At 38.8% G+C, this 21,159-nt stretch carries 25 protein-coding genes; 2 read left to right on the top strand and 23 right to left on the bottom strand.

Annotation, left to right across the window (positions count from 1 at the left end; translation table 11 throughout):
• Positions 1–85 precede the first annotated feature (85 nt).
• From ACEE75_RS01440 to ACEE75_RS01395, 10 genes are all read right to left on the bottom strand, one after another.
• Positions 86–580 (bottom strand): PTS system mannose/fructose/N-acetylgalactosamine-transporter subunit IIB, encoded by a 495-nt coding sequence (locus ACEE75_RS01440; protein WP_427895021.1) that lies wholly within the window; start codon positions 578–580, stop codon positions 86–88.
• A gap of 15 nt (positions 581–595) precedes the next feature.
• Complete coding sequence (locus ACEE75_RS01435) at positions 596–1,030, bottom strand: PTS sugar transporter subunit IIA (protein WP_427895019.1); 435 nt, start codon at positions 1,028–1,030, stop codon at positions 596–598.
• Positions 1,031–1,209: 179 nt separating this feature from the next.
• Complete coding sequence (locus ACEE75_RS01430) at positions 1,210–2,499, bottom strand: ABC transporter substrate-binding protein (protein ID WP_447574803.1); 1,290 nt, start codon at positions 2,497–2,499, stop codon at positions 1,210–1,212.
• Positions 2,492–3,172: a response regulator transcription factor gene (locus ACEE75_RS01425; RefSeq protein WP_427895009.1), complete on the bottom strand. Its 681-nt coding sequence runs from the start codon at positions 3,170–3,172 to the stop codon at positions 2,492–2,494. The genes ACEE75_RS01430 and ACEE75_RS01425 overlap by 8 nt, the downstream gene beginning before the upstream one ends.
• Entirely contained in the window at positions 3,165–4,484 is a 1,320-nt protein-coding gene (locus ACEE75_RS01420; RefSeq protein WP_447574804.1) for a sensor histidine kinase, read from the bottom strand. Before ACEE75_RS01420 ends, ACEE75_RS01425 begins: the two co-directional genes overlap by 8 nt.
• A complete protein-coding gene (locus ACEE75_RS01415) occupies positions 4,481–5,431 on the bottom strand; it encodes a substrate-binding domain-containing protein (protein ID WP_447574806.1) in 951 nt (316 codons plus the stop codon). Before ACEE75_RS01415 ends, ACEE75_RS01420 begins: the two co-directional genes overlap by 4 nt.
• A gap of 209 nt (positions 5,432–5,640) precedes the next feature.
• Positions 5,641–6,036 carry a single-stranded DNA-binding protein gene (locus ACEE75_RS01410; RefSeq protein ID WP_447574808.1) on the bottom strand — a complete coding sequence of 132 codons (396 nt, stop codon included), beginning with the start codon at positions 6,034–6,036 and terminating at the stop codon, positions 5,641–5,643.
• A 95-nt stretch (positions 6,037–6,131) separates the two neighbouring features.
• On the bottom strand, positions 6,132–6,758 hold the full coding sequence (gene ytpR / locus ACEE75_RS01405) for a YtpR family tRNA-binding protein (RefSeq protein ID WP_447574810.1): 627 nt from the start codon (positions 6,756–6,758) through the stop codon (positions 6,132–6,134).
• Positions 6,759–6,768: 10 nt separating this feature from the next.
• Positions 6,769–7,086: a thioredoxin family protein gene (locus ACEE75_RS01400; RefSeq protein WP_447574812.1), complete on the bottom strand. Its 318-nt coding sequence runs from the start codon at positions 7,084–7,086 to the stop codon at positions 6,769–6,771.
• Entirely contained in the window at positions 7,070–7,366 is a 297-nt protein-coding gene (locus tag ACEE75_RS01395) for a DUF4651 domain-containing protein (protein ID WP_447574814.1), read from the bottom strand. The genes ACEE75_RS01400 and ACEE75_RS01395 overlap by 17 nt, the downstream gene beginning before the upstream one ends.
• Positions 7,367–7,519: 153 nt before the next feature.
• Between ACEE75_RS01395 and pepA the strand changes: the two genes are divergently transcribed.
• Both pepA and proC read left to right on the top strand, forming a co-directional pair.
• A complete protein-coding gene (gene pepA / locus ACEE75_RS01390; RefSeq protein WP_447574832.1) occupies positions 7,520–8,581 on the top strand; it encodes a glutamyl aminopeptidase in 1,062 nt (353 codons plus the stop codon).
• A 9-nt stretch (positions 8,582–8,590) separates the two neighbouring features.
• Positions 8,591–9,367 carry a pyrroline-5-carboxylate reductase gene (proC, locus tag ACEE75_RS01385; RefSeq protein WP_427894993.1) on the top strand — a complete coding sequence of 259 codons (777 nt, stop codon included), beginning with the start codon at positions 8,591–8,593 and terminating at the stop codon, positions 9,365–9,367.
• Between the two features lie 39 nt (positions 9,368–9,406).
• Here proC and ACEE75_RS01380 read toward each other — a convergent pair whose 3' ends face one another.
• The 13 genes from ACEE75_RS01380 to rpoC all read right to left on the bottom strand — a co-directional run bounded on the left by ACEE75_RS01380 (position 9,407) and on the right by rpoC (position 21,121).
• Positions 9,407–10,069: a CPBP family intramembrane glutamic endopeptidase gene (locus ACEE75_RS01380; RefSeq protein WP_447574816.1), complete on the bottom strand. Its 663-nt coding sequence runs from the start codon at positions 10,067–10,069 to the stop codon at positions 9,407–9,409.
• Positions 10,070–10,139: 70 nt separating this feature from the next.
• Complete coding sequence (locus ACEE75_RS01375; RefSeq protein ID WP_447574818.1) at positions 10,140–10,973, bottom strand: HAD family hydrolase; 834 nt, start codon at positions 10,971–10,973, stop codon at positions 10,140–10,142.
• A 155-nt stretch (positions 10,974–11,128) separates the two neighbouring features.
• The gene (locus ACEE75_RS01370; protein WP_447574819.1) at positions 11,129–12,322 is read right to left on the bottom strand and encodes an acetate kinase; all 1,194 of its coding nucleotides are present in this window, start codon (positions 12,320–12,322) and stop codon (positions 11,129–11,131) included.
• Positions 12,323–12,374: 52 nt separating this feature from the next.
• Entirely contained in the window at positions 12,375–13,328 is a 954-nt protein-coding gene (locus tag ACEE75_RS01365; protein WP_447574821.1) for a class I SAM-dependent methyltransferase, read from the bottom strand.
• A gap of 22 nt (positions 13,329–13,350) precedes the next feature.
• Positions 13,351–13,674 carry a competence type IV pilus minor pilin ComGG gene (gene comGG, locus ACEE75_RS01360; protein ID WP_427894983.1) on the bottom strand — a complete coding sequence of 108 codons (324 nt, stop codon included), beginning with the start codon at positions 13,672–13,674 and terminating at the stop codon, positions 13,351–13,353.
• Positions 13,652–14,113 carry a competence type IV pilus minor pilin ComGF gene (comGF, locus tag ACEE75_RS01355; RefSeq protein ID WP_447574823.1) on the bottom strand — a complete coding sequence of 154 codons (462 nt, stop codon included), beginning with the start codon at positions 14,111–14,113 and terminating at the stop codon, positions 13,652–13,654. The genes comGG and comGF overlap by 23 nt, the downstream gene beginning before the upstream one ends.
• The gene (comGE, locus tag ACEE75_RS01350) at positions 14,073–14,348 is read right to left on the bottom strand and encodes a competence type IV pilus minor pilin ComGE (RefSeq protein ID WP_449164820.1); all 276 of its coding nucleotides are present in this window, start codon (positions 14,346–14,348) and stop codon (positions 14,073–14,075) included. Before comGE ends, comGF begins: the two co-directional genes overlap by 41 nt.
• The gene (comGD, locus tag ACEE75_RS01345; protein WP_447574827.1) at positions 14,320–14,736 is read right to left on the bottom strand and encodes a competence type IV pilus minor pilin ComGD; all 417 of its coding nucleotides are present in this window, start codon (positions 14,734–14,736) and stop codon (positions 14,320–14,322) included. Before comGD ends, comGE begins: the two co-directional genes overlap by 29 nt.
• Positions 14,708–15,031: a competence type IV pilus major pilin ComGC gene (comGC, locus tag ACEE75_RS01340; RefSeq protein ID WP_447574829.1), complete on the bottom strand. Its 324-nt coding sequence runs from the start codon at positions 15,029–15,031 to the stop codon at positions 14,708–14,710. Before comGC ends, comGD begins: the two co-directional genes overlap by 29 nt.
• Complete coding sequence (gene comGB, locus ACEE75_RS01335) at positions 15,032–16,066, bottom strand: competence type IV pilus assembly protein ComGB (RefSeq protein ID WP_447574834.1); 1,035 nt, start codon at positions 16,064–16,066, stop codon at positions 15,032–15,034. It lies immediately after the preceding gene.
• A complete protein-coding gene (gene comGA, locus ACEE75_RS01330) occupies positions 15,999–16,940 on the bottom strand; it encodes a competence type IV pilus ATPase ComGA (RefSeq protein ID WP_354369170.1) in 942 nt (313 codons plus the stop codon). The genes comGB and comGA overlap by 68 nt, the downstream gene beginning before the upstream one ends.
• 45 nt (positions 16,941–16,985) lie before the next feature.
• The gene (locus ACEE75_RS01325) at positions 16,986–17,363 is read right to left on the bottom strand and encodes a DUF1033 family protein (RefSeq protein WP_354369172.1); all 378 of its coding nucleotides are present in this window, start codon (positions 17,361–17,363) and stop codon (positions 16,986–16,988) included.
• 137 nt (positions 17,364–17,500) lie between these two features.
• A complete protein-coding gene (gene rpoC, locus ACEE75_RS01320; RefSeq protein ID WP_354369174.1) occupies positions 17,501–21,121 on the bottom strand; it encodes a DNA-directed RNA polymerase subunit beta' in 3,621 nt (1,206 codons plus the stop codon).
• Positions 21,122–21,159 lie beyond the last annotated feature (38 nt).

The following is a 21,159-nucleotide window of genomic DNA, read 5'->3' as shown; positions in this document are numbered from 1 at the left end:
ATCTGACGCAGTGTCAGCAGACACAAGGAAAGAATAATATTTTCAATAGAATTTTTTTACAGGTATCTCTATGATTCTAAACATCTTAGAAACCAAATTTTGCTTTGAAATCAGACCAATAACCAATAGAAACATCTGGAAGGAGCTGGAATTTCACACGATAACCTGCTTTTTCAATAGCCTCAATAGCTTCTGCTTCCTCTTGAGTGATAGACTGGTTATTTCCTAATTTTACGGCACCTGGGCGATCATTAGCTGGTCCTACAATGATTTCTTTAACATCACCTGGTACAAATCCTTGATCCACCAAAAGCTCTTTCATATCAATAGGATTTTTTGTAATCACAAAATAACGTGTATCTGAATCTAAAACTTTCTGTGATTTTTGTCCAAAAGCTTCCTTGGTCCAAACAAATGTCTTTTTATCTGAAGCTCCCTTATAAGCTTGGGTCAAAACCTTATTACCTGCCGCGGCATCATTCACGGCAATCAAACCATCACAAGGATACTCTTTTGCCCAACGTGTTACGGTTTGTCCATGAATCATACGGTCATCAATACGTACAAATGATACTGTCATGTGTCTTCCTCCTACTTAAATATCATCATCGTCTGCATCTACATCGCTAGCTAAACTAAACTCTTGTAAGGCTGTGGCGCTCTCAGCTAGTACAGCTTGGACTAAAGCTGAGCCCTCTAGCAGATCTTTCATGACCACTGTGGTTAGAGCCATGGTTAGATTCATCCCACCTAGGACCGTTGCCGTCTCAAGTTTCCCTCTCTCAGCCAGAACCTCTAGAGCGGTTGTCAACGGGCTTCCACCAACAATGTCCGCAAGTACCACGAACTCTGCCTCATCAGGTAGTTCTGCTAAAAGCGATTGAACACGCTCACCAAAAGCATCAACTCCCTCGCCCTCCTTTAGACCAATCGCCAACACCTGATCCATCTGATCTCCTGCAAACATGGCAAGAGAGGTCCGTAGGCCTTCAGCTAGCCCGCCATGACTAATCAATAATAGATACTTCATAAGCATTTCTCCTTTATTTGTCTTTATTGTAATACAATTGTAACCGATTTCAAATTGTTGTTTGTCACTTCTATCCCCTAACATTTATCATAAAGAAAATGACAAATGTCACATCATCAAAAAAATCCGACAAAGTCGGACTTTAATATCAATTCATACTGAGTGCTGATCTTAACTTTTTATTGGCTTCTTTCTAGTTCTTTTTGGATATTGGCAAGCTCTGTGTCTATGGTGTCATTTTCTAAAGCTTGTGTCACCAGATAATCTGCTTTTTCCAGTTGACGCTGATAGTTCTTAAACTTAGGTAAGCTATAAGCGCTCATCTCTATCTGAGATAAGGTTGTCACACTCAAGGCATCTGAACCAAACTTATCAGCTTTCAGCAGAGACACAATAGCATCACTTTCAACCACTTTAGGTAAAACTGACATGCCTTGTGATTTTTTCATTAGCCATTCTTGAGCCGATGGATCTCGTGAAAGGAAGTTTAGAAATTGCCAAGCCAAGGCTGATTTCTTTGTTTTCGCTGATATCCCCACTAAGGTATGTGCCACCTTACTGGTGTTTAAAAGGTCTCCATTTTTAGGCATTTGGACACAAGTCCAAGAAAAATTAGAGTACTTGGCAATATGGTATGGATAGGGCTTATAGGTACGGTACTGAGCCAAGGTCATGGGCATAAAAGCCACCTTTCCTTGATCAAAATCATCAGATGTCACTTTCACCTGTTTGGTCAAGGCTGAAAGCTTTGTATAAAAAGCAAGCGCTTCACGATTAGACTGGCTGTTGAGGAAAACTTCTTCACCATCTGAAGAAAAACTATCACTGCCATAAGCCAAGAGGGCATCTTGCCAAGTGTAGCCAACTAACCCAAACTGATCCAAACTACCGTCTCCATCAATATCTTTTGTCAGACGATGGCACAATTGATAAAACTCAGATAAGGTCAGTGGTTCTTTGGGAAGAGAGATTCCCTCTTTTTGTAGTAACTCTTGATTGACACAAAGCAAGGTAGGATTGGCTTCAAGAGGAAGGGCATACTGTCTGGTCTGATATTGACCTGCTAGTAAGGCTGAAGGATAATAATCTGTGCTAATTTTTCCCTCTTTAACCATAGCCGTTAAATCCATCAAACTATCTGAGGATACCAACAAATTAAAGTCTTCTTGAGTGACCATGAACACATCTAAGTCTTGCCCTGTAATCAGTTTTTCTGCCAACCAATCTGAATAATCCTCTTTTGGAATACCTGATTCATAGACCACATCGATAAGAGGGTATTTTTCTTCAAAACGCTTAATCACATCATCAAGGTAGTCATTATCCTGACCGTTTGGCACATCCCAACTACTTCCTGCATAAGTCCCTAGATAAAGGACCTGCTTTTTAGGACGCATTTGTAACCAAGTTAAACCAAGGAGTAAAGAAATGGTGAAAAGAATAGGAAAAAGTTGCTTTAACTTAGTCATCAGACACCCCAAAATCTCTTAAGGTAACACCTGATTGAACAGCCCAAATAGCCAGTTGTGTCCGATCACGCAAGTGTAGCTTTGCCAAAATAATGGATAAGTAATTCCTAACAGTTCCTTCTGATAAAAATAATTTTGCCGCGATTTCCTTATTAGAGAGCCCAAAGCCAATCTGCTGAATAATTTTCCACTCCGTTTGTGATACTTCTCCTAAGTTTTCCTCTTTAATCGCAATGGTGTAGTTCGATTGTGCCATCTGAGAAAAAATTTTAAACACTTTTGTCGCAATATCAGGGTTAATCATGGCTTGTCCTTGATGAACGGTCACAATAGCGTGATGCAAATCATCCATCGAAACTCCTTTTAACAAGTAGCCTGATGCACCATATTTTAAAGCACTAAAAATAAAATCATCGTCATCAAAAGTGGTTAAAATAATAATTTTGATATTCGGATACAAGGACTTCACTGCCTTAGTGCATAAAACACCATCCATATGAGGCATCCTGATATCCATCAAGATAACATCAGGCTTACTGTCTTTAATAGCCTCCAAAACTTGATCGCCATCACTAACAGCTGCGACAACATCGATATCCTCATAGCTCGCTAGAACAATCCGCAAAGACTCACGAATGAGTTCTTGATCATCTGCCAGTAGTACTTTAATCATACTGCTCTCCTTCTAACTTAGGAATAATAATTTTCGTTTCAAAGCCGCTACGTCCATCAAAACGGGCATAACCTCCAATAATAGCTAAGCGTTCTGTTATTTGCTTCAGACCGTAACCATATACAATTTCTGGGCTTCCTTGCCCGTCATCTTTAATCCGAATTTGATAATAAGTATCATAAGTCATCTCAATCGTAATCGTTTTAGCATGACCATGTCTGAGTGAATTGGTGATAGATTCCTGAATCACCCTAAAAATAACATCCTCTTTCATGCTGTCCAGATCGACATTCCCCCAATGATAATCGAGCTTAATCTTTAAATACGACACCTCTTCATACTCAGAAATCATCTTCTTCAAGGCTTCCTGCAAGGTTTGGTTTTCCAGTGCACCTGGACGCAACTTATTGATCGAACGTCTGACATCCGTAATCCCTTCTCTAACAACTTTTGAAACGGTATCCAGCTGAGCTTTAGCCAGATCTGTATCCCTATCTACCAAGACCCGTACCGCATCAACCCCCGCAGAAATACCTGTTAAAGCATGACCAAGCGTATCATGAATTTCACGAGCAATGCGTTTTCTTTCTCTATCCTCTACAATTTTTTCAGATAAGGCGACATAATGATTCAACTCATCATTCACACTCGACACCTTCTCCAGTTCTTCTTGAACTTTTTGACGCTCCGCAAAAGCTTGCGCAATATAAAAAACAAGACATAAAAGAAAGACAATCATATTTAAAGACACAAGCCCATTTTTTATAAAAAATAAAGGGAGTTGCCAACTTGATGGCGCAAAAGAAATATAAGTATCGATAGAAGGTGAGGAAATCACCAGAGATAAAATAGCTGTATCCGTTAAAAGTAGGATCAAAAAGCTAATCATTAGCAAAGCTAACCAATAGCGATTACGCACGGTCTGATGCCACTCTTTTTTATGATAAAAAATATCTGCAAAAACCAATAAAAAGATACCATTATAAGAGCGTTGTAAGACAAGAAACAAAAAGACCGTTAACAAGAGTTGCACCATGATAAAGACTAACTCAAACTCTTCAAAGCGTTGACCATATTGTTTGCGCACCCACATGAACAACAACAATAAACCGTAAAGTAAGAAAGATCCCCAAAAAATAAACTCTGGAGCATCAGGTAAACTCTCTAACTGCGTTAAAAGTGCATAACTTAGTCCCTTATTCACAACATAGGATGGAACAAATAAATAGATCGAAGCATTAAATAAAACCGCTAGGAAATTGATGACAATTAAACCGTACTGGGCATAACCTATACTTTTTATGGACATCATTGCCACCCCACTGGATATTGATCAAGATTAGTCCGTGTCACCAAGCCTACTCCGACTTTGATGTCCTTATCAACTGATTTTCCATTTAAGAGATCATAAGTTGTTGCAATAGCCTTTTCTCCCATCGTCATCGGCGATTGGTAAACACTTGCCTTCACTAAGGATTCTGTTGCTAAAAGTTCCTTGATGTCTGGCGAGCCATCCACGCTATAGATGCCAACATCTGATTTCCCTGATTTTTTAACAGCAGCTAGGGCACCGATAGCGCTTCTATCATTAATCGCCATAATCGTATCAAATGTTACTCCTTCTTTTATAACTTTTGAAACCAATGGCATACTCAATTCCGTTTGTCCTAGACCATTTTGCTCTGAAATGATATGATAGCCCTCATCATCCCCTAAGCCGTCCTTAAAGCCTCGAAGGCGCTCTTTGGTTGATAGGACATTAGGATGCTCTAAGACCAAAATGTTAGCTGATGATTTTTGACGCTTCAACTCCTGAGATAAAAGAAGCCCTGCTTGGTAATTATCAGACTGAATCGTACTATCTGCCACAGAAGAGTCCGACAGTTGATTATCTACAACAATCAGTTTAATCCCTTGTTTTTTAGCACGTTTTAATGTTTTGAGTAGCAAGGCATGGTCACTCTGAACAGGATTTAAAATAATAGCATCCACCTTTTCATCCATAAAATACTCGATTTGCTGAACTTGCTTATCAATATTCAAAGCAGGATCTCTTAAATATAATTTATCTCCTGAAAGAGCCACTGCCTTTTCAATTTCAGAGTTCACCATCTGATAAAACTCATTATTTAAGGTCATATAGGAAACCCCTATTTTTTCTTGAGTAGAATAAACCTCTTGAAAACGATAGGTCAGATAAATCCAGCCAACCACTACTATAGACAACAACAAGCTAAACCCTATCAAAACTTTTTTCACAAGATCCCCTTTCTTTTGATTTACTCATTTTATTATAACACGTTTTTAAGAGGAAAAATCAAAGACAAAAAAGAGGTTTAACACCTCTTTTTGTCTTATCGTTAGTTTTGATTGTCCTAAAAATCTGATGATATTTTTAAAATAGTCGGAATTTACCTTCATTGAGATGATGGATAGTAAAACTCTTTACCTAGATCCCTCCCTTATGATTAAAAGGGGAGGTCTTCTCCTTCCAAAACAAGATCTGCTAAATCATCTTGTCCTTTATTTTCTCGCATCGCACGCTGTGCTCGACTTTCCAGAAGTTGATAACTTTGACCTAAGACCTCCGTGACATAGTGTGTTGTACCATTTTTGTCATACTTTCTTGTCCTAATCTCACCATCAAGAGAAATTAAGCTTCCTTTACTCGCATAACTAGCTAGGCTCTCTGCAGTTTTACCCCAGAAGACGACATTCACAAAGTCCGCCTCTCGCTCACCATTTGCTCCTTTATAACGGCGATTAACTGCTAGTGTCAAGCGTGTCACACTTTTATCTGTACTCGTTTTTACCATCTCTGGTGTCGCTGTCAAACGACCAATCATAATCACTTTATTATACATTTTTCATCCTCCTACTAATTTATTCGAAAATGAAAAAGAAAAAGGAAAAGATCTCACTCTTTTCCTTATCATTTGAACACTTTATCCCTGCTAGGTTATGCCGTCCAATGCTTTTGAGGATCAAAAGCCTCACCCACGACTGCCTGATCATCTAGCTCAATAATACCTCGTTTTTGTGGAGCATTTGGCAAGGCTAACTCACGTGGCGCACACATCATACCAAAACTCTCAACGCCTCGCAATTGTCCTGGAAAAATCAAGCTACCACTTGGCATCATAGCACCTGGAAGAGCTACAATAGTTTTTAAACCAACAGCAGCATTAGGAGCTCCAGCTACAATTTGCACAGTTTTATCAGAACCAACTTGCACCTGACAGATATTTAAATGATCACTGTCTGCATGTGCTTGCATTGAAACAATTTGCCCAACCACAAATTTAGGATCCTTATCATTCTCAAGTTTCTCTGTGAAGCCCTCTGCCTCTAAAACCTTATTAAAAGCAGCCACAGCTTCATCACTTAGAAAGACTTGACCATTTCCTTTAATCTCAGCAATCTCTGAAGCTTCAAAGATATTCCAAGCCACTGTTTTTCCTGATGCCTCAAGATAAACACGCGCAACCTGACCTTTTTTCTCAACCGCTACTTCTTGGTTTTTGCTATCTGCCACAATTACCATCAAAACATCACCAACATGAGCTTTATTGTATGTAAAAATCATATTTCCTCCACTATTTCCATTCAGCTAAAAAGTTATTGATTTCATCTTTAGTTTTACGTTTTTTATTAACTAGACGAGCTATTTCGACACCATTTTCTAAAATTAGGAGACTAGGGATACCAAAAATATCCCATTTTTGTGCTACAGGCATAAAGGCATCACGATCCACCTGTACAAATGTAAACTCTGGATTTTCAGCTTCAATTTCTGGTAAAACAGGATAAATGAAGCGACAATCACCACACCAATCTGCCGTAAACAAGAGTACTGTCTTCCCAACTTGACTCACATAAGAGGCCAACTCCTCCATATTAGTTGGTTTTTTCATCTCCATCCTCCTTGTAATCAATGTCTCCTTGACGATAAACAAAAACAAAACGCGAATCATCCTCAAAAATGACACCGCCTGTCACCTCTTTATCATTGTCCTCATAATCATTCAAATAAACCACCTGAATCGGACCAAAACTATCAAAAAAAGTACGAATCTCTTTAATGATTTGCTCTTTTTTCCTATCCTGTTGCTTGTGATAAGTCGAATAACCTGCCACAGCTAGTCCAACAAAGCCTAATAAACTCGAAAAAATCGCTACCTTTTTATATCTCATAATAACCATTATACCATAAGAACAAGCTACCAAGAACGGAAAAATCCTTCTAACAACAAAGGTCTCGGATTGCTGAACAAGGAGCGTTTTAAAAATCTCGCTACAAATACCACCCTCAAAATATGATATAATAATAGCATAGAATCGAGGTAAATTATGGTATTATTCGATAAAATCAAAGAAGTCACCGAACTTTCGGCTATAGCTGGTTATGAAGCTCCTGTTCGTCAATTTTTACGTCAAAAGATTACCCCTTTGGTAGATGATGTTGAAACTGATGGACTAGGAGGTATTTTTGGGATTAGAAAAAGCCAAGATAAAGATGCCCCTCGCATCATGGTCGCTGCTCACATGGATGAAGTTGGCTTCATGATTAGTGACATTAAACCAGATGGAACCTTTCGTGTTGTAGAAATCGGAGGATGGAATCCTCTTGTGGTCAGTTCTCAACGCTTCACTCTCCACACACGATCAGGAGCAAAAATTCCAGTTATTTCTGGATCAGTCCCTCCTCATCTTCTAAGGGGAACAGGGAACAGTCTTCCAAAAATTTCTGATATTATCTTTGATGCTGGTTTTACAGACAAGGCAGAAGCTGAAAGCTTTGGTGTCCTTCCAGGAGATATGATTATTCCAGACAGTCAAGCCATTCTAACCGCCAATCAAAAAAATATCATTTCTAAAGCTTGGGACAACCGCTATGGTGTCTTAATGGTAACTGAATTATTAGAGCACCTAAAAGGACAAAACCTTCCAAATACCCTGATTGCAGGAGCTAATGTCCAAGAAGAAGTGGGATTACGTGGTGCACATGTGTCAACGACAAAATTTGATCCCGAATTATTTTTTGCCGTAGATTGTTCACCAGCTGGAGATGTCTATGGCGATCAAGGAAAAATTGGGGAGGGTACCTTGATTCGTTTTTACGATCCAGGTCATGTGATGCTAAAAGAGATGCGGGACTTCCTATTAGATACTGCTGAAGAAGCTGGGATTAAATATCAATTTTATTGTGGAAAAGGAGGCACAGATGCAGGGGCTGCCCATCTTAAGAATAGCGGTGTTCCATCAACAACTATTGGTGTTTGCGCTCGCTACATTCACTCACACCAAACCCTCTATGCCATGGATGATTTCTTAGAAGCCCAAGCTTTCTTACAAGCTATTGTCAAAAAATTAGATCGTTCCACTGTGGATTTATTAAAACATTATTAAGGAGACCTTATGAAAATCGGATTTATCGGAGCTGGAAAAATGGCTTCTGCCATTATTACGGGACTTAAGGCTGCAGACAAAGGATTTGAAATTATCTTGTCTGAGGTCAACTTAGATTTTAGTAAAGAACGTGCACAAGCACTTGGAGTAGGTTATGCTAAGAGCCATGCTGAGTTGATTGCTGAGGCTGACCTAATAGTGTTAGGCATCAAGCCCCAAGTCCTAGTGACAGCATTAGGGCAAGTCCAAATTACGAAACCTATCTTGTCTATGGCAGCTGGAACCTCTCTAGAAACCTTAGCTCATCTCACGCAACAAGATCTCCCAATTATCCGCATCATGCCAAACCTCAATGCTCAAATTCTTAAAAGTACCACAGCCATTTGTCGCAATGCCTACGTTTCTGACGAGCTATTTGAGATTGCAAAAACCATTACCGACTCATTTGGAGAGACCTTTGATATTCCTGAAAAAGATTTTGACACCTTCACTGCTTTAGCTGGATCCAGCCCAGCTTATATCGCTCTTTTTATCGAAGCCTTGGCAAAAGCAGGTGTGAAATACGGATTTAGCAAAGACCTAGCCCTTGCTATTGTCACTCAAACTACTCTTGCTACCAGCCAAAATTTATTGACTCATGATGATAGCCCTCATACCTTTATTGATAAGGTTTCAAGCCCTGGGGGCACAACAGTTGCAGGTATCTTAGATCTTGAAAAAACAGGCTTCACAGCTAGTGTTGTATCTGCCATTGATGCCACTATCGAAAAATCAAAAAATATGTAAAACAAAAAAGTTCTTGGAATTTACTCCAAGAACTTTTTATTATTTTTGTAGGAAAGCTATGGCTAAAAAACCAATAAAATTATTAAAAGCATGTAATGAAACACTGTAAAGAATATTATCAGTCTTATAAACGACTACAGCCAGAACCGCAGACATCCCAGCGTATAGTACAAAACTTCCAATATTAGTCGGACCATGACTAAGAGCAAAAAGAAGACTCCCTATAGCTAAACCTAAAACTTTATTTTTAAATAAAAATTTAGGAACAAACCCTCTAAACAAAAGCTCTTCCATAATAGGCGCCCCAAGGACAATCATCACAAACAAGACTCCAAGAGGAACAGACTTAGCCATCTCTTCGATCGCTGATTGATTCGCTGTATTATTAGCCCCTTCAACAGTCATAATCAGCGTTCCAATAATATTAGTTAGAATAATGCTACCATAACCTACCCCAACTGATAACACTAAGGTTCTAAGATCAAGTTTTTTATCAGTATCTAGCACCTTTTGTTTTCTAGCCAACCAGATATAAAATAAAATAGCCAACAAAAATGCACCTATCACGATAAAACTCTGTCCTTCGGTAAATCCTTTTTTACCATAGATGATAGCAGTTAGAGGAACTTGAGGAAGGGTCAGTACAATCCATAATCCAATCACTGCAAAAAAACGCAGAAGCCATGACAATACCTTATTCATACTTTCTCCTTAATCCATTTTAATATTACCAGTCTATCAGAAGATTAAGGATTATTCAAGCTGGTCCAAGTCAATTCTCTATTTTTAATAAAACATACTTTTCTATCGCTGTTGAGACACCATGATAATCATTAGATAAGGTTTTGGTATCGACTTGACTGATTACTTCTTCAGGAGCATTTCCCATAGCAATGCCAAGCCCAGCTGCCTTTAGCATAGGAAGATCGTTAAAGTTATCCCCCACTGCCATAACTTGCTCCAAAAAAAGACCATAATAATCTGTCAAAAAATGCAAAGCTTGCTCTTTAGACACCTCTTTATGCGTCACTTCTAGATAGTTACTCTTAGATAAATAAAAACTAGTTTCTAAAAACGACTGCTCTTGTAAAAACGCAAAACAGGACCCAATCTCTGCTTCATCACCTATCAATAACAACTTATGAACAGAAGGGGATTTTTTGACAAATTCTTCTAACTGACAGACATAAGGAGTCTCCCCTGTAATAGCAGCCTCACTTTTTACCCACTGATCCGCAGTAGCAACCAACCAATCCATTCCTGAATACAAATTTACCGAAATAGTCGGAAAATATTTCTTTAATAAGTCTAAAATACAGCGTAACTCATGTCCACTAATCGTCTGCTCACTTAATACCTGAAATACCTCATCTTCTAGATAGCCAATTAGGGCACCATTATAAGCCACCAAAGGAAATTCTAGCATATCTAAGTCTTTGACGAGAGGAATGATGCCTTTAGGGGAACGCGCTGAGGCTAAAACTAAAGGAATATTCTGTTCTTTTAAAAGCTTAACGACTTTTTGCAATTTAGGATCTAACCGATGGTGACTATCTAAAATCGTCCCGTCGATGTCACTCACAATCAATTTGATTTCATTCTTCATCCTATCCTCCTATCTCCCTTGCCATCCTTTCTTCTCTTTAAAGTATATCTCTTTTGGAAAGCGGATTCAACAAAATAAGTAAAAAATAAAAGATGAGCCTATCTCAACAGTAGATCTAAAATCTAACCATTGAGAGAAACCCAGCTTTTTTTATTTTATACCTTTTTCAACTTTTCAACATCACGCGCAATAACCAATTCTTCATCTGTTGGAATCACAAGGACTTTCACACGCGAATCTTCTGGAGAAATGATGCCCTCAGCCCCAAAAATATTTTTGTCTGGGTCAATATCAAAACCTAGCCAAGTCAATCCTTCAACCACACTGGCACGAACATCGCTCGCATTCTCTCCAATCCCTGCTGTAAAGATAAGCGCATCAACACCATTCATAACGGCGATATATTGTCCAATATACTTCCGTAAACGGTCAATAAACATCTCGTAAGCTAATGTTGAATCATGATCACCTGACTCTACTCCAGCCAAAATATCACGCATATCACTAGATTGACCAGATATACCCAATAAACCAGATTGGCGATTGAGGAGATTACTAATAGCTGTTGCATCTTTAAAAGTCTCGTCACGATCCATGAGATAAGGGATAATAGCAGGGTCAATATCACCTGTGCGTGTCCCCATCATAGGACCTGCAAGGGGAGTAAAGCCCATTGAGGTATCCACAGACCGACCACCGTCAACAGCTGTAATTGAAACACCATTTCCAATATGTGCTGTAATGAGCTTTAACTCTTCAAGTGGTTTTCCTAAAACCTTAGCCGCTTCACCTGCAACATACTGATGGCTTGTCCCATGCGCCCCATATTTACGGATTTTAAAGTCTTCATAGTATTTTTTAGGAAGAGGATAACGATAAGCAACCTCTGGCATACTAGTATGAAAAGCAGTGTCAAAAACAACGACGCTAGTAATATCTGGCAAGATTTCTCTAAAAGCACGAATCCCAGCAGCATTTGCTGGATTATGAAGAGGAGCTAATAAAGCCAGTTCTTCAACTTGTGCTAAAACTTCATCTGTTACAAGTGCTGACTCTTTAAAATACTCTCCACCGGCAACGACACGATGCCCAACACCTGTGATCTCTGAAAAATCAGCTATGATACCAAAACGGCTTAAATCTTCAAGTAAAATCTTTACAGCTTGCGTATGATCTTCAATATCTAATGTTTGCGACTCAGATCTATCATCAAACTTGACTGTTGACACTGAATCTTTAAGCCCAATACGCTCAATTAACCCCTTTGCTAACACGCGTTCTTCTGGCATTTGGTAAAGTTGCCACTTTAAACTAGAGCTTCCTGCGTTAATTGCAATTGTTTTTGACATAATATACCTCTTTTGAAATCGTTTTCTTATATATTATATCAGAATTTTCCTCTTAAATCTTATTATCTGCTCTCCATTTTTTGAAATTTTCCGTAAAGGCTAACAGAACATCACGATCTTGTAAATCACTCAAGGGATAAACAAAGGTTTCTGGGACATGCTCTGCTTTTTTCTGAAGAATGAAAATTGATTTCATATTTTTGACATGCCCAAAAGTATTTTCTGGCAGTGTAATAACCGCTACAACACTCGCATAATCTTTCAACCAAGATTTTAGATAATCACTTTGTGGACTGGTCAACAAATCAACCGGTGCCAATAAGAGAGCATAACCTCCTTTTTTGAGATACTTCAATGATTGCTCCATCAAAAGGTGATGAGCATAAGTATGCTCATCGCTACTAGCAACTTGATAGCGTTTCGCAATGTCATCATTTGGATAATATCCGACAGGAAGATCTCCAATAATGACATCACTTTCTTTCAAAATCTGAGGACGAACGGCATCTTCTTGCAAAAATTGAGCAGAAGATCCCATAACTTCAGCAATACTAGCAGATAAATCAATCAAAAGATCATCGACCTCAATCCCTAAATAATCCAAATCTTTTCGACTATTGTTGAGAAGAGTTTGTCCAAGATTACCCGTCCCACTTCCAATTTCAAGAATATCTAGACTATCTTTTGTGGTCAGTTCTTCTAGTAAAAAGAGGAGAATAAACCCAATCGCATCTGGGGTAAACTGATGATTAGCTTGTAATTTTTCTGTCTGAGCAGCCTTGATAAAAATAAACTGAAACGTTCGACGCCACTCCTCTTTATCTAAGGCCAATTGATGCAAAATGGCATTATTTTCTTTTACCTTCTCATCCGAACACTCACTACCAAGATAAAAACTATTTTGTTCAATCAAAGCATCATAAAGATTGGTTTTAATCTGGTTTTCAATCAACTGGATATTTTCTAAAATAAGGCTATAAGCCTGTTCAATCTTTTCAAAATTCATACCTCTATCATATCAAAAATCCCTATTTTTCGCTATTCATAGGAAGAACATAACTATAAGTCTGACCTGTTTTTAAAATAACACGCACATGGATTTTCTTGTCCTTAACTTGATAAGCACAGCTTCCCTTATCACACTGCAGTTGACCAGATGGGATCTGCTTGGTCACATTTTCTCTCGCTAAATAAGCAATAAAATATGCAGTCTGTGACTGTCGCATCTCTGTTAATTTTTTTTGATTAGCCTCTAGACGACTACTATAGAACTGCAAGAAAAGAGCAAACAAACTCACCATTATAAGAGCGTATAATAAGACACCTGCTTTAAGACGTTTTTTCAAAAACATAAGTAAAAGTCCTCTCCATTTGATGATGAAAGACCACAGAAATCGTTACAAGCTGACCAGACTGTTGGATATGGCTTGAACTTAGACCGTACAACATAGGTTGATAGCCTCTTCCATCTGAAGCTGTCTTTCTAAAATCATCTGACCGTGATTGACCAAAAGCAATATCCTTTCCAGCTTTTTTAACATAAAGTTTATTTCCTTCCACTTTGATAAGCTGAGCACCCTCCAGCTCATACCGCAACTGTTCAGAAAACAAGAGCCACTCTTCTCTCGGACTTTGTGATAAGACTGCTACTTCGTGACTTAAAACTTGGCTCATACTTTGAAAAAGTAAGACACTGCCTGATATAACGAGTAAAGCCAGTAAACACTCTATTAAAGTAAACCCTCTTAGTCTAATATTTGACCACGTGCCACATTTCTTTACCATTTTCATATACCATAATCTGAGTTGTACTCAAACGTACCTCCACTTCTCCTTTTTCTCCCGTCTGGATAGCCATCTTAGCTTGGTTGAGCATCTCTGCCTCTTGTAACTGCTCTTGATAATGGCTTCGACTATTACGAATTTGAGTTAAAGTTAAACTAGCAATAGCCACAAAAATACTCATCGCCACCATACTCTCAAGAAGGATGTAAGCCTTAATTCTCTGTTTTTTTATATTTTCCACTCCCCATATACAATTGATAGCGTATTGTTTTTTGACGTGTTTGAAAGCTAATTTTTTTCATAGAGGAATTTCCGCCCCTGTGATCAAACCTTAAGTTGAGACCATTTTCAACTGTTACTCCCTTAGGAAGAGCAAGACTGGTTTGACCATTTGAAATAACACCATCCGATAACACTAGCTGAACGGGCTCTGAACGTAAAGCTGATAAAGATTGACTATCTCTATAAAGATGTTCAAAAGAAATAAAAAACAAATCCTCCTCTACTTGAGATAGCACTCCTTTAAAAGTTGCACTAAAACTAAGGACCACAAAACTAGTGACGGATAAAACCAAAAGACTTTCAAGAAGGGTAAAGCCTTTAATTCGGAATTTTTTGCTCTTCAGCATAGTGACGATAACTTTCTGCTTGTTTTTCAGTAATATACCCTTCTGACGTCAATTTAGAGAGGGTAGCCGTTTCTCCGTTTAAGGCATATAGCTCTGCTTGGCTTTCAACAACTTTAACCACCGCTGCATTTCCTGTCTTTTCGACCTTTTCTTTTTGTTTGGTCAGATTAGGGACAAAAAGAAGTAGTAAGACACTGATAATTAGAAGAACCACCAACATCTCTATAAGTGTAAACGCTTGAAGCTTCTTTTGTTTCATATTAAACTTCTTTAAAACGTTTTGTAAATTTTTCATTTAAAATTGAACCTCCATATTTTGATACATAGGCAGTAACATTGCTGCATAAATCATCACAATCATTAGTGCTACAAAAATAAAAACTATGGGCTGAATAATTTGCATACTGGCATTAATTTTTTGAAAAAATGTTTCCCATTTTTCCTGAGCATAAATCTCTAATTCACTGCCCAGCTTGGCTTTGATTTGTCCATATTCAATCATCAAACTCAATTCAGGCAGAAAAAAGGAGTAACTTAAAATTTGCTCATGAAAGGAATGACCTGACAAAAAAGCTTTTTCTAAATCCTCTCCTACCTCTTTAAACAAAGACTTTGGCTGATCTGTCATAATCTTAATAATTTGAGGAATCTCCAGTCCCTGCCCCAGTAAATTTCCCCACTCTCTAGCATAGTAAGCGGTCAAATAAAGCCTAACATAAGATCTAATCACTGGAACCTTCGACCAAAATGTCACAGATGCCAGACGGCTCTTTCGCTTAAAGTACCATCTCGCTAGGATAACTGTGAAAAAAAGACACATCACAGTCATCAAAAAAATTTGTGGGAGTTGATTAAGGACCTTTACTGCAAGATTATCCCCTTCCAATTGTGGTAAAAGATACTGACGTAATCCAAGCATAATCACAACAAGAAAGATCAATAAGATAAAAGGATAACTTGCTACCTCAAACAATTTTTTTCTAACAGATATTATCTGCTCTAGATGGCTCTCAATTTTCTCCAAACTAAGTGAAACATTTCCATGAATTTCAGATAAGGATAATTGTGTCACAACCGCTTCAGAAAAAGAGAGCTCCGCCATAATTTGTGACAAATTCTTACCAGCTACTAAAGAAGACTGCATCCTCTTAATATAAACTGGTGCTAACAAACGACTATGCTCTAAAAACGTTACAACTTCTGATAAATGAAAACCACTAGAATAAAGATTACTAAAAAGCTGAATAATCTTTTTTTGTTGCTCAATCTTTAATGCTTTCTGTGATTTTTTCTGAAAGAGTGATCTCTCCTTGGTCAAAAAGTTTTTCAAGGCTTTGATTCCAAACTCTTGCTGAGTGCTGTTGGAAATTTTCTTTTGCCACATCAACTAACCCTCCTCCTTTAATTAAACGTTGATAAAAAATAGCCTGTAAACTATTTTTTAACTCTGATTCTGAAACGCCCAGCTCTAGTAGCCTTGCATACACTCCTTTGATACTCTTAGCATGAACGGTTGAAAAAATCGTAGTCCCTGTTAAGCTAGCTCTAACAACCGCACGGGCTGTTTCATAATCTCTAATTTCACCAATAATCAATAAATCAGGACGATGCCTAAGAGACAACTTAATCAAACTATCATAAGTCATTCCAATACTTTCATTAAGCTGTAGTTGTAACATCTCTTTCTGTTTGATTTCAACTGGGTCCTCAATTGTAATAATCTGCTGGTTAGAAAATTTTTCCTTAGCTAATTGGTACATCAAGCTGGTTTTTCCACTACCTACAGGACCCGAAAAAAGATACAACCCTCTCCCACTGACAGCTTCCCCGACTTTTTTATCACTATCGTCCCAAAATTTTAAATCAGACTGACCATCATGAAGTAATCTAATCACTAAACTTTCTTGTCCTTTATAATCCCCAACGCTGGATAGACGCAAGGCAACTGATTTTCCTTGCTCATAAACATAATCACAAGAACCTAGTTGTGGGCGACGTTGCTCACCAACATTCATTCCTGCCATAAATTTAAAGTGACTAATAAGATGAGACAAATCAAGATGATCATCATATTGCAAATACTCCTTCTTTTCTCCTGATCGGATAAAAATATTATAGTTGGCCCCACAAGGTAATAAATATAGATCTTGGGCCTGTTTTGCTACAGCAAATGAAATTAACTCTTTTCCAAAATTCTGTATCATATCTCCTCCTACTAATTTATTCGGAAAGACAAAATAAAAAAACCGCTAATTAACGGTTTTTTCTTTCTTTATTTGACAGGTTTGATGCTTAATTTGGCAATTTTTCTTTTTATAGCCAGGTCTGCACCAAGAGTCTGGAATTTTTTCCCAATCGGATAATAATAAAATAGAGTGGTACTGTTGGAGGTATTCATCACATTCCTCACACCATCTTTGCTCTGTTTCATCCCAAAAAGCTGACATGAGATCACTACGGCTATTAAAATGAGGAAATTCCGCATACAGACGACGCCAAGCTACCTTATACCATTTTAATGCCTCATAGTAATCATCAAATTCCTGGACTTTTACAATATCTTCTTGCCAATCTTCTAAAAACCACCAGGGTTCAAAATCCCCCTTCATCTCTACTACATGATACATCTGCTCATACCTTCCTTACTTTGGCTTCTATTATATAAAAAAGAAGGATAATTTTGAAAGATTTTGCTCAACTAAAACCAAAAGCTAAAACGATTAAGACATAAAAAAGAGATTGGATCAACCAATCTCTCTGTTTATTATTCTGTCACTGTCACAGATTCTTCTTCAAGTGTTTCAATCTCATTGACAGCTTGTGGTTCAATATTACGGTAACGTGCCATACCAGTACCAGCTGGAATGATTTTACCGATAATAACATTTTCTTTAAGACCAAGTAAATGATCTTTCTTACCACGGATAGCCGCATCTGTCAGAACACGTGTTGTTTCTTGGAATGAAGCTGCCGACAAGAATGAATTTGTCTCAAGTGAAGCTTTAGTAATTCCCATAAGCACTGGACGACTTGTTGCAGGAATACCACCTGAAATAACAGTATCTTTGTTAGCATCTGTAAAGTCTGAGATGTCCATCAAAGTACCTGGTAGAAGATCTGTATCCCCTGGATCCATGACACGAACCTTACGAAGCATCTGACGTACCATAACCTCAACGTGTTTGTCTCCGATTTCTACCCCTTGGCTACGGTAAACTTTTTGTACCTCAGCAAGAAGATAAGTTTCTACTGAAAGGGCATCACGCACCTCAAGCAAACGTTTTGGTTGAATAGAACCTTCTGTCAGAGCAGCACCACGTGCAATTTGGTCCCCAACTTCGACTTTCATACGCGCTGTGAATGGTACCACATATTCACCTTTACCAGTTTGTCCCTCGACATAAACTTTCTTCGTACGCGTTGCGGCATCTTCTTCAATTTTAACAACTTCACCTTTAACTTCAGTGATAACCGCTTCCCCTTTAGGATTACGAGCTTCAAAGATCTCTTGGATACGAGGAAGACCTTGAGTTATATCTGTATTTGAGGCAACCCCTCCCGTGTGGAAGGTACGCATGGTAAGCTGTGTACCTGGCTCACCGATAGATTGAGCGGCGATCGTTCCAACTGCTTCTCCGACCTCAACCGCATCTCCTGTTGCCAAGTTAATACCATAACAGTGACGGCAAACACCATGACGTGTATTACATGTAAAGACAGAACGGATTGTCACTTCTTCTACACCAGCCTTGACAATCTCAACAGCCTTATCTTCAGTGATCAGTTTATTTGGACCGATAAGTAATTCGCCTGTTTCAGGATGTTTAACAGATTTCTTAGTATAACGACCTGTCAAGCGCTCTTCAAGTGTTTCTGTGACCTCTTTACCATCTGTAATGGCTGTAATGGTCAAACCACGATCAGTGCCACAATCATCCTCACGGATAATAACATCTTGAGCCACATCAACCAAACGACGAGTAAGGTATCCTGAATCGGCAGTCTTAAGGGCTGTATCGGTCATACCTTTACGAGCACCGTGAGTTGAGAAGAACATTTCCAATACCGAAAGTCCTTCACGGAAGTTTGACAGGATCGGAAGTTCCATGATGCGTCCGTTAGGAGCTGCCATCAGACCACGCATACCGGCAAGCTGTGAGAAGTTTGAGATGTTACCACGCGCTCCAGAGTCCATCATCATAACGATTGGGTTCTTAGGATCTTGTGTTTCAATCAAGCGTTTTTCAAGAGCTTCTTTTGCTTCACGCCAAGTTGTTGTGACTGCTACATAACGGTCATCATCCGTCATCAAACCACGACGGAATGCTTTATTGATTTCTTCAACTTTGTGGTGAGCAGCATCAATGATTTCTTGTTTATTATCAATCACTGGGATATCTGCAATACCCACTGTAAGACCTGCTAAGGTTGAGTGATAATATCCAAGGTCTTTTAGACGATCAAGGAAGGCAGAAGTCTCAGTTGTACGAAGACGTTTAAAGGTCTCTGCAATAATATTTCCAAGATTTTTCTTCTTGAATGGAACATTTAACTCTAAGTCTGCAATAGCAGCTTTAATGTCTGAACCTGGCTCAAGGAAGTATTTATCTGGTGTTCCTTCTGTCAAGTTAGCATTATTTGGTTCTTGAAGATATGGAAGATCATCTGGAATAACCGCATTGAAAAGAATTTTACCAACTGTTGTGATCATAATTTTATGACGTTGGTTATCTTTCCAAGGTTTATTTGGCATACTATCAACAGCAATTCCCACACGTGAATGCAAATGAACATAACCATTACGATAAGCCATCACCGCTTCATCTGCATCCTTGAAGACCATTCCTTCACCCTCACGACCAGCATCTTCCATGGTCAAGTAATAGTTCCCCAATACCATATCCTGAGATGGAGTAACAACAGGTTTACCATCTTTAGGGTTCAAGATATGTTCAGCCGCAAGCATCAAAAGACGTGCTTCAGCTTGAGCTTCTTCTGACAATGGAACGTGAATCGCCATTTGGTCACCGTCAAAGTCCGCGTTGTAGGCTTCACAGACAAGTGGGTGCAAGCGAAGGGCTTTACCATCGATAAGGACTGGTTCAAAAGCTTGAATACCCAAACGGTGAAGAGTTGGTGCGCGGTTCAACAGAACAGGGTGCTCTTTGATCACTTCTTCCAAGATATCCCAAATGCGATCATCCCCACGTTCAATCAAACGTTTTGCTGCTTTAACGTTTTGCGCAATATTTTTAGCTACAATTTCACGCATTACAAACGGCTTAAAGAGCTCAATGGCCATTTCACGTGGCACACCACACTGATACATTTTCAGAGTTGGACCAACAGCGATAACGGAACGTCCTGAGAAGTCAACACGCTTACCAAGCAAGTTTTGACGGAAACGTCCTTGCTTACCTTTAAGCATGTGACTGAGTGATTTAAGCGGACGGCTACCTGGTCCTGTAATAGGACGACCACGGCGACCATTATCAATCAAAGCATCTACCGCTTCTTGAAGCATACGCTTCTCATTTTGTACGATGATACCTGGAGCATTAAGCTCTAAAAGACGAGCCAAACGGTTATTACGGTTAATCACACGACGATAAAGGTCGTTTAAATCTGATGCTGCAAAACGACCACCATCCAATTGTACCATCGGACGAAGATCAGGTGGAATGACTGGCAAAATATTTAAAATCATCCACTCCGGTTTATTACCAGATTTATAGAAAGCATCTAAAACGTCTAAACGACGGACTGCTTTAATACGTTTTTGGCCAGAAGCTGTTTTAAGTTCTTCTTTTAACGTCGCAATTTCTGACTCAAGGTCAACACGCTTAAGAAGATCTTGAATAGCCTCAGCTCCCATCTTAGCGATAAAAGATCCTTGACCGTACTCTTGTAACTTTTCACGGTATTCTCTTTCTGTCAAGAGAGATTTTGCCTCCAGTGGGGTATCCATTGGATCAATCACCACATAGGCTGCAAAATAGATAACCTCTTCAAGCGCACGTGGACTCATATCAAGTGTTAATCCCATACGTGATGGAATTCCTTTAAAGTACCAGATATGTGAAACTGGAGCTTTTAACTCAATATGCCCCATACGTTCACGACGAACCTTAGCTCGTGTTACCTCTACACCACAGCGGTCACAGACAATACCTTTGTAACGAATACGCTTGTATTTTCCACACGAACATTCCCAGTCTTTTGTTGGACCAAAAATAACTTCATCAAAAAGTCCTTCACGTTCTGGTTTCAATGTACGGTAGTTGATAGTTTCAGGTTTTTTAACTTCACCATAAGACCATGAACGGACTTTATTTGGTGAGGCTAATGTGATTTGCATACTTTTAAAACGATTTACGTCAACCACTATTTATTACCTTTCTAAATCGAATCAAGAGGTTACCC

It is taken from the genome of Streptococcus sp. 11273D007BT, from assembly GCF_053547195.1.
Note: the sequence above shows the minus strand (reverse complement) of the source record. Positions and strands in the feature narration are given on the sequence as shown.

Bases quoted from the DNA above. Each gene is read 5' to 3' on its own strand.
- ACEE75_RS01440 (WP_427895021.1), bottom strand. From the start codon at position 580: ATGACAGTATCATTTGTACGTATTGATGACCGTATGATTCATGGACAA.
- ACEE75_RS01435 (WP_427895019.1), bottom strand. From the start codon at position 1,030: ATGAAGTATCTATTATTGATTAGTCATGGCGGGCTAGCTGAAGGCCTA.
- ACEE75_RS01430 (WP_447574803.1), bottom strand. From the start codon at position 2,499: ATGACTAAGTTAAAGCAACTTTTTCCTATTCTTTTCACCATTTCTTTA.
- ACEE75_RS01425 (WP_427895009.1), bottom strand. From the start codon at position 3,172: ATGATTAAAGTACTACTGGCAGATGATCAAGAACTCATTCGTGAGTCT.
- ACEE75_RS01420 (WP_447574804.1), bottom strand. From the start codon at position 4,484: ATGATGTCCATAAAAAGTATAGGTTATGCCCAGTACGGTTTAATTGTC.
- ACEE75_RS01410 (WP_447574808.1), bottom strand. From the start codon at position 6,036: ATGTATAATAAAGTGATTATGATTGGTCGTTTGACAGCGACACCAGAG.
- ytpR (WP_447574810.1), bottom strand. From the start codon at position 6,758: ATGATTTTTACATACAATAAAGCTCATGTTGGTGATGTTTTGATGGTA.
- ACEE75_RS01400 (WP_447574812.1), bottom strand. From the start codon at position 7,086: ATGAAAAAACCAACTAATATGGAGGAGTTGGCCTCTTATGTGAGTCAA.
- ACEE75_RS01395 (WP_447574814.1), bottom strand. From the start codon at position 7,366: ATGAGATATAAAAAGGTAGCGATTTTTTCGAGTTTATTAGGCTTTGTT.
- proC (WP_427894993.1), top strand. From the start codon at position 8,591: ATGAAAATCGGATTTATCGGAGCTGGAAAAATGGCTTCTGCCATTATT.
- ACEE75_RS01380 (WP_447574816.1), bottom strand. From the start codon at position 10,069: ATGAATAAGGTATTGTCATGGCTTCTGCGTTTTTTTGCAGTGATTGGA.
- ACEE75_RS01375 (WP_447574818.1), bottom strand. From the start codon at position 10,973: ATGAAGAATGAAATCAAATTGATTGTGAGTGACATCGACGGGACGATT.
- ACEE75_RS01370 (WP_447574819.1), bottom strand. From the start codon at position 12,322: ATGTCAAAAACAATTGCAATTAACGCAGGAAGCTCTAGTTTAAAGTGG.
- ACEE75_RS01365 (WP_447574821.1), bottom strand. From the start codon at position 13,328: ATGAATTTTGAAAAGATTGAACAGGCTTATAGCCTTATTTTAGAAAAT.
- comGG (WP_427894983.1), bottom strand. From the start codon at position 13,674: ATGTTTTTGAAAAAACGTCTTAAAGCAGGTGTCTTATTATACGCTCTT.
- comGF (WP_447574823.1), bottom strand. From the start codon at position 14,113: ATGAAAATGGTAAAGAAATGTGGCACGTGGTCAAATATTAGACTAAGA.
- comGD (WP_447574827.1), bottom strand. From the start codon at position 14,736: ATGCTGAAGAGCAAAAAATTCCGAATTAAAGGCTTTACCCTTCTTGAA.
- comGC (WP_447574829.1), bottom strand. From the start codon at position 15,031: ATGAAAAATTTACAAAACGTTTTAAAGAAGTTTAATATGAAACAAAAG.
- comGA (WP_354369170.1), bottom strand. From the start codon at position 16,940: ATGATACAGAATTTTGGAAAAGAGTTAATTTCATTTGCTGTAGCAAAA.
- ACEE75_RS01325 (WP_354369172.1), bottom strand. From the start codon at position 17,363: ATGTATCATGTAGTAGAGATGAAGGGGGATTTTGAACCCTGGTGGTTT.